7 protein-coding genes are annotated in these 11,907 nt (G+C 33.7%); all 7 read left to right on the forward strand.

Translation table 11 applies throughout. From position 1 onward, the window contains the following. The first annotated feature begins 298 nt into the window (after positions 1–298). Positions 299–2,005 carry a methyl-accepting chemotaxis protein gene (locus tag B0X80_RS12390; RefSeq protein ID WP_077340707.1) on the forward strand — a complete coding sequence of 569 codons (1,707 nt, stop codon included), beginning with the start codon at positions 299–301 and terminating at the stop codon, positions 2,003–2,005. Between the two features lie 139 nt (positions 2,006–2,144). Beyond that, positions 2,145–4,922 carry an EAL domain-containing protein gene (locus tag B0X80_RS12395; protein ID WP_077340709.1) on the forward strand — a complete coding sequence of 926 codons (2,778 nt, stop codon included), beginning with the start codon at positions 2,145–2,147 and terminating at the stop codon, positions 4,920–4,922. Next, positions 4,915–5,925, forward strand: coding sequence for a transporter (locus tag B0X80_RS12400; protein ID WP_077340711.1), 1,011 nt, complete (start codon positions 4,915–4,917; stop codon positions 5,923–5,925). Before B0X80_RS12395 ends, B0X80_RS12400 begins: the two co-directional genes overlap by 8 nt. Next, the gene (locus B0X80_RS12405) at positions 5,922–6,443 is read left to right on the forward strand and encodes a YfiR family protein (protein WP_077340713.1); all 522 of its coding nucleotides are present in this window, start codon (positions 5,922–5,924) and stop codon (positions 6,441–6,443) included. Before B0X80_RS12400 ends, B0X80_RS12405 begins: the two co-directional genes overlap by 4 nt. A 185-nt stretch (positions 6,444–6,628) precedes the next feature. Then, a complete protein-coding gene (locus tag B0X80_RS12410) occupies positions 6,629–9,172 on the forward strand; it encodes a glycoside hydrolase family 2 TIM barrel-domain containing protein (protein ID WP_077340715.1) in 2,544 nt (847 codons plus the stop codon). Positions 9,173–9,739: 567 nt separating this feature from the next. Next, on the forward strand, positions 9,740–10,906 hold the full coding sequence (locus B0X80_RS12415) for a serine hydrolase domain-containing protein (RefSeq protein WP_077340717.1): 1,167 nt from the start codon (positions 9,740–9,742) through the stop codon (positions 10,904–10,906). A gap of 221 nt (positions 10,907–11,127) precedes the next feature. Then, entirely contained in the window at positions 11,128–11,613 is a 486-nt protein-coding gene (locus B0X80_RS12420; protein ID WP_077340719.1) for a hotdog fold domain-containing protein, read from the forward strand. The last annotated feature ends 294 nt before the right edge of the window (positions 11,614–11,907 follow it).

The raw sequence follows: 11,907 nt of genomic DNA on the forward strand, positions 1-11,907 counted from the left end.
AAGGTAGTAATGTTTTTATTACCTTATTTGTTAAAATTTTATTGCTATATTTCTTTTATTCATAATCGTTGTTGCATTGATAATGTACTGATTTTTAAAATCAAAAACCAACTAATCACTTAAAAATCAATTATATACTTATCCTACCCGAAGATATCTAAAAAATATTCACCTCTATATTCAATTTATTCTATTTTATTGGGAAAAATAATAAATACGGACTATAGTCTTTAACTATTGATATTAAAAAATAAATAAATAATAACCCTTTTAGATTCTGGTTTTTTAAGGAATGTACATGACAATAAAAACTCGCCTGCTGGCAATACTGATTTCAATTATCGTATTACTTCTTGGTGGCATTGCTGCAGAAAACATATCAACTCAAAAAAACTCCATTCAAACACAAAACAGTAAGAACCGTTATTTATCGTATTTAATTGCGGATGAATTTAGACAAACCTCGATGGACCTTACTCGACTATGTCGCTCTTATGTGGCTACGGGAAATAAAGAACACCTAGATGCCTATTGGAATATTGTAAAATGGCGTAATGGTGATATAGCAAGACCAGATCATGTTGATATAAATTTATATAGAGGTAAAAAGAAAAAACAAAGTGAAATAATGCGCGAGTTAAATTTCTCTAGCACTGAATTCGCTTTATTAGATGAAGCAAGTAATAATTCAAACGCTTTAATAGAAACAGAAACTCAAGCTATGGAGTCTATTAAAACAGGAAAAATAGTTGAAGGCCCATATTCTCCTCTTCCCAACGAAAGTGTCAATAACTTTGCATTACGTATTGTTTTTGATAAAGCTTATCACCAAGAAGTGAATAAAATAATGGCCCCAGTTGATAAGTTTTTCTTCAATCTCGATAACCGCACATCAAATGAGCTAATTAACTCTCAAAAAGAAGCGTCTTTTTGGTTAAATATAAACCTAGTTATTCAACTCATTGTGGCTGGGCTTGTAATAGCATTAATGTTTTATATAAATCATACTTTATTTAAGCCTCTGCAATTCGCTACTTCGGCTATGCTAAATATTGGTGAAGGTGATGGTGATTTGAGTAAACGATTGGATGAAGACGGTAACGACGAATTGACCTCATTAGGTCGTGGTTTTAACCTTTTTGCAAACCATATTCAAAACGTTGTGGTTGAATTACGAGACGCTATTAATGAAATATCAACCTCTTCCGTTCAGTTAAGTTCAACAGTATCGCAAACAGATCAAGCTATTATCGAACAGAAAAAAGGGATTGAACAGTTACTCCATTTACTCGAAGAAATTTTACCTGCCGTTCAACAAGTTGCAGTTAATGCTTCGCAAGGAGTAGAACTCGCAAACACATCGAATGAAGCCGCATCAGACGGTTTAAAAGTAGTTGATCAAGCCATGAATAACATCAATCTATTAGATACCGACATTGAAAATGCTTCCCATGTTATAGATACATTAGCACTTGATACTGACAACATTGGCTCTGTGCTCGATGTTATACGAGGAATTGCAGATCAAACAAACTTACTCGCATTAAATGCAGCTATTGAAGCAGCAAGAGCAGGTGAACAAGGTAGAGGTTTTGCAGTAGTTGCTGATGAAGTTCGTACCCTAGCTCAGCGTACTCAAGATTCAACTTCAGAAATTCAAACCATGATTGAAAAACTACAAGTTGGTGCAAAAAAAGCGGTTGAAGTAATGCAAGAAAGTAAAAACCGTACAATAGCTTGTGTAAACAACACAAAAGAAACAGGAGAGTCGCTAGATAAAATAACCACTTCTGTAGCTTCCATCATGCATGTAAACGCAGAAATTGCTTCCTCAACTGAAAAGCAAAATGAAACCATTGATGAAATTAAAGCTAATGTAGACAATATTAATCAACAAATTGAGTTCACAGTGCAAGGCTCACAAGAAACAGCACATAACAGCCAATATACCACTCAATTATCTGAACAAATTAAAACACTCGTTAATCAATTTAAAACATCATAAAAGGGAAAGTGCAGACTATTAACACTACAAATTAAAGTAGTCTGCATATTGATAAATTGCTTAACCAAAGTTCAGGTTACCTATATAAAATGACCTTTTATATAGGTCTTGATTTTATATATTTAAAAAGGTTAGTTATTTGAAGCCACGTCAGCAGTCTATCAAACATAATATTCAAAGTGTTGTACTAAGAGCATTAATGCTCTGTTTGCTTTTACTCTTTATTGCGGTTTTAACTTTAGAGTACTTGAATACTGATAGAATTTTTCGTCAAAACATTAAAAATATATCGTCATTGGTTGCTAGCTATAGTATTCCTACATTACTGTTTAATGATGAAGAAGAAGCCACAAATACATTAAATATTTTAAACATAGACAAAAGGATCATAAAAGCACAAATCAATAAAAAAAACGGTCAAGTACTAGCCGAAAGAACATTTATAAAACAAAAAAAACTTCGTGACGCATACATGGTTAAAATTGATATTATCGAAGAAAAGGTAACTTTAGGAACACTTACCTTATGGGTCGATTTATCAGATCAACAATTCAATCTTATTAAAATATTTTTTATCTTACTCGTATTAAGCGTATTAAGCTTATTCATAGCCTACCTTTTAAGTAAACGACTTCCCTCGCCTATTACCGTTGCTATATCCAATGTTGTTCATGTATTTAAAGAAATAAGACAAACACAAAATTTTAACCGCAGAGTAGAAAGCTCTAACATAAGTGAAATGGACACCATTGTTAATGGCTTAAATTCCATGTTAGAGCAATTAGAAAATAGAGAATATGAACTTCAACGTAACAAAGAGAAGTTAGAAATAGCGTTAAAAAGCAGTGGCGAAGGGATATGGGAGTTTGATCCTAGATTAAGTATTATTACGAGTGATTATACAACTCAAGCCATAATTCAACAGACTAAAGATATTACCATTCCTTTTAACAACTCACTCAATGATGATCAAAGCCACTATATAACCTGGTTAAAACGTTTTGATCGTAAAGATAGATCTAAAATTTTTCACAACATTAAAGAACTGCTATTAGCAAATATCAAAGGCTTTAAAATAGAATGTAGAATTAAATGTACCGAAAACTCATTTCGATGGGTCAATATACATGGGTTGTTATCCTACGATCAGGTAGGCCATCCGACCAGTATTATCGGTACTATAGTTGATATACATGAACAAAGAAAAGCCGCCCAAGAAAACGAGTTACTTTCTGCAATCTTTCAAAAAACTCAAGACCCTGTTGTCGTTATTGATTCAAGTTTTATTATTCAAGCGGCCAACAACGCTTTTAGTCAACATACCAATATTAAACCTCACGGCAAACACTTAGAGCAATTTTTTGATAAAAAATACCATGACCGATATTTTTTTGATCACATCAAAAACTCAATATTGAAAAAACACAATTGGGAAGGTGAACTACGTTTCTTAACAGCGAATAAAGAAGAGCCTCCCATGTGGCTGTCGCTTATTCCTGTTAGCAAAGGGAAAAACATAAACTATCTTGGCACCTTTTCACAGCTATCTCAACGCCAAAGTATAGAAGATGAACTACGATATTTAGCTCACTACGATAGCTTAACAGACTTACCCAATAGACGAATGTTTAACGATCGTTTAAACCAGTGTTTAAAAGCGTCTAAACGAAACAAATACAATTTCGCTATTGTTTTTATTGATGTAGACGACTTTAAAAACATTAATGATACCTTAGGACATAAAGTAGGAGATGAAGTCTTAATTTCATTTGCCAAAGGATTAACCCTTCCACTGAGAAATATTGATACTGTTGCCCGACTAGGTGGAGACGAATTTATTGTTCTACTAGAACAATGCGGTACTAGAAAAGAAGTAGCAGCAGTAACCGAACGTTTATTTGAAGAAGTTTCAAAGCCACTATTAATAGAAAATCATAAGCTGCTCCCTTCATCAAGTATTGGTATTGCTTATTACCCTGACGATGGTTTAACGGCTGAAGAGCTGATGACTAACGCAGATCTTGCTATGTACCGAGCTAAAAAAGACAAAAAAACACCTTACCTATTTTTTAAAAGTGAGTGGGGAAAAATAGCAGATCGTCAATCAAAATTGAGGTATGCACTTGCCACCGCGATTGAAAATAATGAGTTATATATTACCTTACAGCCTAAATTTGATATCAAAACATTACATATAGAATCTGCAGAAGCTCTTATACGATGGGAACATCCACAACATGGTTTTATTTCGCCTGTAGAGTTTATTCCTTTAGCCGAAGATAGCGGCTTAATTGAAGAAATTGGTAATTGGGTTTTACATCAAGTAGCAGCAACCTTAGAGCGTTGGAAAGATACCAATTTAGCTCATATAAATATTGCCGTTAACGTTTCAGCCGTTCAATTTGATGAAGATAAATTGTTAAAAGAATTAAAGATTTTAACGAATTGCTATAATTTTCCTATTGAAAAGTTAGAGCTAGAATTAACAGAATCAATTTTATTAAAATCAGAATCTAAAGCCACAGAAATCCTTAATCAAATAAAAGAAATGGGATTTTTAATGTCTATTGATGACTTTGGCACTGGTTATTCATCACTTCAATATTTAAGTAAATTCCCTGTACAAGCACTGAAAATAGATCGTAGCTTTATTAATAATTTTGAAAGCGACCTTCGTAATGAAACCATAGTAAAAGCAATAATAGCTATGGCACAAGGTTTAGGAATGAAAGTTATTGCCGAAGGTATAGAAACACATAATCAGTTAGAACTCCTTGCCACAATGGGAACTGACATAGGGCAAGGTTACTGGTGCTCAAAACCCATTAGAATCCCAGAATTTGAATTATTTATTCACGAATGGTTCACAAAAACATCCAATAGTAATGATAAAAAGGAAACTTTAGATAATGAATAAACATCTATCCTTATTTTTGTGTCTACTCTTCCTTCTTATTTCAAACCCAATTAAAGCACAAGATTTAACCTCTCTTTCACTAGAAGAGTTAGGCGAAATAGATGTATTTCCAGGGACAGTTTTAGATACTCATATTCATCAAAAAAATGACATGATGTTCGCGTTATATCAAAGTTACTCAGAAATGGACTCTTTAGGTCGTGAGACAAAAAACATATCAATAAACGATACATTATCTCAGTACATGGTATCGCCCACTCACATGTCAATGAGAATGACAATGTTCCATGCTATGTATGCCTATTCAGATAATTTAACTTTTGCTTTTATGACTCATTTCATGGATATGTCGATGAAACATGTAACGAGAATGAAACAAGAGTTCACCACTCAGTCTCAGGGCATTGGCGATAGTGCCATTACATTAAATTATTTATTCAACGAAAGTCATAACGGAAAAAATCATTGGATAATGCATACCTCATTCATCATTCCTACAGGTAGTATTGATGAAAAAGGAACAACACCTTTAGGTTACGTACAGTTACCTTATGCCATGCAATTAGGCCAAGGAAGTTATCAATTAAAGCTAGGGATGGACTACACTTTAAGCCAACAGAACTATATTGTAAGTGCTAATTTTTTCGCTCAATCTCCTATAAATACCAACGAAGCCAATTATAAAGTTGGAGATAGTTTTTCAGCAAACCTAACTTACCTTTATTCTTTAACCAATATTATGAGTTTAGACGCACATATTAATTATATGTGGCAAAACAGCATAAGTGGCTTTGATGAACGCTTAAATTCAAACATAGTTCCCACCGCTAACACCAATAATTACGGCGGTAAAAATTTAAATATTAATGTAGGGGTATCATGGTTATTACCATATCGAAACAAAATTTCAGTGTCTTATGTAAAACCTATTTGGCAAAATATACGAGGCATTCAATTACAAAAAAATGAACAAATCAATTTAAGTTGGGAGATAACATTATGAGAATAAAAATATTCTTCTTACTGTTTATTAACTCTCTTTTATTTAGTTCTACTTTATATGCTAATAATGAACAAGCCTACCAAGTGAAAGCCGCATACCTTTATCAGTTTTTTAAATATACAAATTGGTCAAATAAAAATGAAGCAAACACCATTGGAGTTTTCGCTGAAAAAGATATTCAAAAATATTTTACATTAATTGAAGAATCGTATTTTTTAAAAAATAAAATAACAATATATTCTATCAATAACATAGAAGACGCATTGAAGTGTTGCGATATGATCTACTTTGGCCCCAATACAGAGCTAAAACTTCAACAACTGACCCAAACTAAACTTAGCGGTGTCGTTATTGTTGCAGATGACTCATTAACTAATGGTCATTTAGCTATGATCCAACTTCATAAAAAAGGCACTAAACTAAAATTTATTGTTAATAGCTATAACACTCTTTCTCAAAATATTGAGTTAAGCTCTCGTTTATTAAGAGTTGCAATAAAAATAAATACTGACGTTTAATAGTAGACTCGTTTAGGAACGAGCTATATTCAACCCACATCATTTAAATTATCGATATTTGGCTCTGCATTAAAAAACAATAAATAAACAAAATTATGATACTTTTTATATTTAAATATGCATTTTTAAAAGCGAAGCGGTGTTATATTAAGAATGAATATAAAAATAAATCATAAGGTACCTATATGCTATTTAATAAAAAGAGAGTTTTCTCAACACTACTCATAGTATTCTTTTACAGCATAACAATTCAGGCAAAATCAATTGAAGACTTCAATTTCAACTGGAAATTTAGTTTAGAAAAACAACAAGCTGCACATCAATATACTTTTGATGACAGCACATGGCAGCCCGTAACGTTACCACACGACTGGGCCGTTGCATTACCCTACACTAATGAAAATGCAGCAGCGAGCACAGGCTTTAAAGCAGGTGGTATTGGCTGGTACCGTAAAACATTCAGCTTACCTAAATCTGACAAAAATAAAAAAATATGGGTTGAGTTTGATGGTATTTATAACAACTCAGCTATATGGTTAAATGGTCACTATATTGGAGGTAGACCTTATGGTTATTCAAGCTTTCAAGTAGATTTATCCCAATACGCCAACTACGGTGACAACACTAACGTTATTACCGTAAAAGTAGATCGCACAGCATACGCAGATTCAAGATGGTACACTGGCTCAGGTATATACAGAAATGTACGTCTAGTTAAAACAGAACCCGTATATATCCCACAATGGGGTATTCAAGTTACAACTCCAGATGTTTCCTCTAAAACAGCAAAAGTGAATATAAATACCCAGATTATTGCGCAAAAATATCAAGGCGAAAAGGCTAAACTAAAAATAGAATTATTCGACCAAGAAGGTAAAAAAGTCGCTCAAGATAAAGAGTCGTTTGATCTAAGCCATGAAAATAAAGTCACTCAAACCCTAACAGTAAAAAAACCGCAGTTATGGTCGTTAGAAACACCTCATTTATACACCGCTAAAGCAACGATTTACGTAGATGGCGATAAAACAGAATCAGATACAACCACCTTTGGTATTAGAACCATTAAGTTTGATAGTAATAAAGGATTTTTCTTAAATGGTGTTAATACAAAAATTAAAGGGGTTAATTTACATCACGATGGTGGTGCAGTCGGTACAGCTGTTCATAAATCAATATGGTATTCTCGTTTAACTAAACTAAAAAGCGTTGGTGTAAATGCTTTACGTTTATCACATAACCCCCATAACCCAGGCTTACTCGAGTTAGCCGATGAAATGGGTTTTTTAGTTAATGCTGAAGCTTTTGATGACTGGGACCGCGCAAAAACTAAAAACAAAATATCAATGGGCGACAATAAAGCCAGTGGTGCTTCAGTAGTATCTTACAACATTCATTTTAACCAATGGGCCGAACGAGATTTAAAAGACATGATCCGTCGTGACTTTAATCACCCTTCTATATTTATGTGGAGTATAGGTAACGAAATAGAATGGACCTACACTTACTATCCTAAAGCAGCTTCATATGCTGAAGATGGAACAGATTACTACACTGAAGCAGCCGACTTTAACCCTGAACGTATACGTAAAAAACTCAAGGAACATAACCCTGATAAAATAGACAACCTTCCAATTGTGGCAAAAATGCTCTCTGACTTTGTTAAAGAAGTTGATACAACTCGCCCAGTTACAGCAGGCTTAGTGCAACCATCAGTCGGTTTTGCATCTGGTTATACTGATACTCTTGATCTTGTAGGTTTTAACTATCGTGCACCATCATACGAAGCAGCACATAAAATGTACCCTAATAAAGTTATATACGGTTCTGAAAATTGGGGAGCATGGCGCGAATGGAGAGACGTAAAAGACAAAGATTATGTTGCTGGTATATTTATTTGGACAGGCTTTGCTTACAAAGGTGAAGGTGGCCCTTTACCAAGAATGGGGTTAGAAATATCACTATTCGACTATATAGGTAACAAAACACCTAGAGGTCATTTTTTTGAAACCATTTGGGTTGATAAACCAAAAACATACTTAGGTACAACACCAGCTAAAATATCTGAATTTTCATATACTAACGATAAAGGTTGGATCTTTAAAAAACGTAAAGCGCCAGCTAATGTTTGGCAAGAGCTTCGTCGCTGGGAATGGTTCGACATTTATGAAATGTGGAAATACCAAACGAATGAAAACATTGTTGTACAAAGTTATACCAATACAGAATCAGCTGAATTATTTTTAAACGGTAAATCGCTTGGCCGTAAACAACTTAAAGACTTCGACGATCAAATCATCAAATGGATGGTCCCCTACCAAGCTGGTGAGTTAAAAGTTATTGGCTATAACAGCGGTAAAGCGGTAACTCAAAGCATATTAAATACTCATGGTAAGCTGGCTTCCATCAAACTTAACACCGAGAAACAACACTTAACGGCAGATCAATACGATACAACTTACGTTCATGCTACGTTATTAGATAAAAATGGTAACCTATTGTCTGATGCAGAAATGGATATAAAGTTTACAGTTGAGGGCTACGCAAAAATCGCTGCTATTGATAACGGTTGGGAAAATAACATTCAAGATGTTTTAACAGACCATGTTATTACCCATAAAGGTAAAGCCGCCATTCTTTTACAGGCGCAAGACAAAGCAAGCCAAGTAAAAGTATATGCAACGATTAATGGCATAAAATCTAAGCCCATTTTAATTAATGTGCAAAAATAATATCTATACCCGTTATCATTCAAGATGCAGGTTTCAGTGGGAACTAAAAACAATTTAGGCACAGATTTCATGTTCCAGACGAAATCTAAGTACATACATCCATGTATGCAAGGCATTAAATTTACGTCATGGTTATTCTCGGTAACTGCTCCTGCGTTACCCTAATGTCCTACATCCGTGTAGGAACCTTACTAAAGTTAATAAGCCCCATAAATTGTTTTTAGACCCATCGGAGAAGCGCTTGAGCAAAATCACTTCTTCGTTAATGCTTTTTATAAGGGAACGACCATTATTGCAAAGCATTGCCTTGAATTGATATCGCTCAAGTGCTCTGAAATACGCATCTTGATTGGTAACGGGTATATACTTAGTTTTTCTTCAAAAGAAAAGTAAAACGATAAAAAACCTACTTTAGCTAATTTAAAGTAGGTTTTTTTAATGGCGTTACCCAAGAAAATATAAAGTATATTCGTGAAATTTTACAAAATAATATAAACTCCTCCCTCTTTTTTGTTATTTCTGCTTAATCGCTTAGTAAATTACAATTTACTTGTAAGGTTTTCTGCTATGTTTTTTCGATTCACTTTTCTTTTATCTTCTCTGCTTTTTTTCCCTTTATCTTACGGAAATGACTTTACTGAAGTTAGAAAAAAATTCTCAAAAACAGTCGCTAACGAATTAAAGAAACATAACATTCCAGGCGCCGCTTATGTCATTATTCAAAACAATAAAGTGGTTGAATTAGAAACCTTTGGTTATACAGATAAAAGTAAATCAAAAAAAATAACCTCTGATACAGTTTTTCGATTAGCGTCAGTTTCAAAACCTTTTGCAGCAACAATTACCACCATGCTCGCGCAAGAAAAGCGCTTAAATTTATCAGATCCTATCACCCAATATATTCCTAACTTTGTACTTGCTAAAAAAGATGCGTCTAAAAAAATTCAAATTAAACACCTACTAAGTCATTCAAGTGGGTTAATGCCTAATGCTTACGACAACTTATTACATGAAAACTGGAATATGCAAAAAATCATAGGCAGATTTGATCGAGTAAGCCCAATTTGTCAGCCAGGAATATGCTACGGCTACCAAAATATAGCCTACGGTTTTTTACAGTTTGCTATTGAAAACAGCCAACCTAAAAGCTACGCAACACTATTACAAGAACGCATATTTACCCCTTTAAAAATGCATAATGCCTCTGTGGGTATTGATAACTTTTTAAACAATAAAAACATTGCAAAACCGCATGTACTCATTAGAAGTAAAAGAACGGGTAAAAAAGATAAAAACGGACGATATATTAAACAAAATGTATGGCACCCAGTAAAAGTACAACCTGACTATTATAAGGTAGCACCCGCAGCCGGTGTTAATGCAAGCATCACAGATTTAGCTAAATGGTTAAATGCTAATATGGGTAATAACCCTGATGTTTTATCACCCCATTTACTTAACGAATTAACAACCCCCAGAATAAAAACCAAAAAGGATCTAAGACGTAGATACTGGAAAGAAAGCCTTAAAGATGCCTATTACGGCTATGGATGGCGTATTTACCAATTCGACAAAAGTCCCATAATTTATCATTCTGGCTGGGTACAAGGCTATCGCGCTGATATAGGCTACTCACCTGAACTTGGGATAGGTTTTGCTATGTTAATGAATGCAGAGTCCAATTTAATCAATAAGTTATCTCACGACTTTTGGAAAGCAGTTCACAAAAAATAGTATTTCTCTCTTAAATGAAAATAACAAAGGGTGATAACTACAATGTTTTCATCCTTTCTCCCATACTAGCTTTATACCTAACACGCATTCCCTAGTAAAATTGCCGAGCGTAAAAAAACACTAAAGTCATCAATCAATTTTTGACTTCTAATTGATATCAGTTCAAACTAACAAAACAAACTCATCAGACCAGTGTTTTTTTTATCTAGGGGTAAAGAAAAATGTCATATAAACCTTCCAAAAGCCTCATGCTAAAACTGTGGAAAATATTCGGTGGTTTCGCTATAGGACGGTGGATTGTAGGCAAAGCTTTATGCTTTACTGCTCCTTATTTTGGTACGATTAAACCCAAGTTAATTATTGTAAAACCTGGCCACGTAGAACTTACCATTAAAAAACGTAGAGCTGTTTATAATCATTTAAAATCAGTTCATGCCATTGCTATGTGTAATGCTGCTGAACTTTCTGCTGGTGTTTGTATAGACATCTCTTTGAGTGATGATTTCCGCTGGATACCAATTGGCATGACGGTTCAATACTTAAAAATTGCTAAAACAGACTTACGCATAATTTGCAAAATAGATAAATTTGACTGGCAAGAAGCCGAAGATGTAGTGCTGCCTGTTGATGTTTATGACAACGCACATAACAAAGTTTTTCATGCGGATATTACTATGCGAATTTCACCAAAACCATCACAGCCATAAAAATAAAAGGGTAAAGCCTAAAGACTTTATTTCTTCTTTTATTCAAGTCACTTATATTAATGAATTGTAAGCTAGATTTAGAGCATAGAGTGCAATTCAACATTTACCTCCCCCACAATAAAGCTATCTTGTAATTTCTTTGTATAATCATTTAACAAACATCTCATTCTAAAATAAAGGATAGCGCTATCCTTTATTTTATTGATCTAATAAATAAACAATGCTACTTTTAAAATGTACTTAAAATGAGCATATTACTTATTTTTATTTTAAGTACATTTAAACTCAAACATA

It is taken from the genome of Pseudocolwellia agarivorans (assembly GCF_002000085.1).
Classification (GTDB): Bacteria; Pseudomonadota; Gammaproteobacteria; order Enterobacterales; family Alteromonadaceae; genus Pseudocolwellia; species Pseudocolwellia agarivorans.

Bases quoted from the DNA above. Each gene is read 5' to 3' on its own strand.
- B0X80_RS12390 (WP_077340707.1), top strand. From the start codon at position 299: ATGACAATAAAAACTCGCCTGCTGGCAATACTGATTTCAATTATCGTA.
- B0X80_RS12400 (WP_077340711.1), top strand. From the start codon at position 4,915: ATGAATAAACATCTATCCTTATTTTTGTGTCTACTCTTCCTTCTTATT.
- B0X80_RS12405 (WP_077340713.1), top strand. From the start codon at position 5,922: ATGAGAATAAAAATATTCTTCTTACTGTTTATTAACTCTCTTTTATTT.
- B0X80_RS12410 (WP_077340715.1), top strand. From the start codon at position 6,629: ATGCTATTTAATAAAAAGAGAGTTTTCTCAACACTACTCATAGTATTC.
- B0X80_RS12415 (WP_077340717.1), top strand. From the start codon at position 9,740: ATGTTTTTTCGATTCACTTTTCTTTTATCTTCTCTGCTTTTTTTCCCT.
- B0X80_RS12420 (WP_077340719.1), top strand. From the start codon at position 11,128: ATGTCATATAAACCTTCCAAAAGCCTCATGCTAAAACTGTGGAAAATA.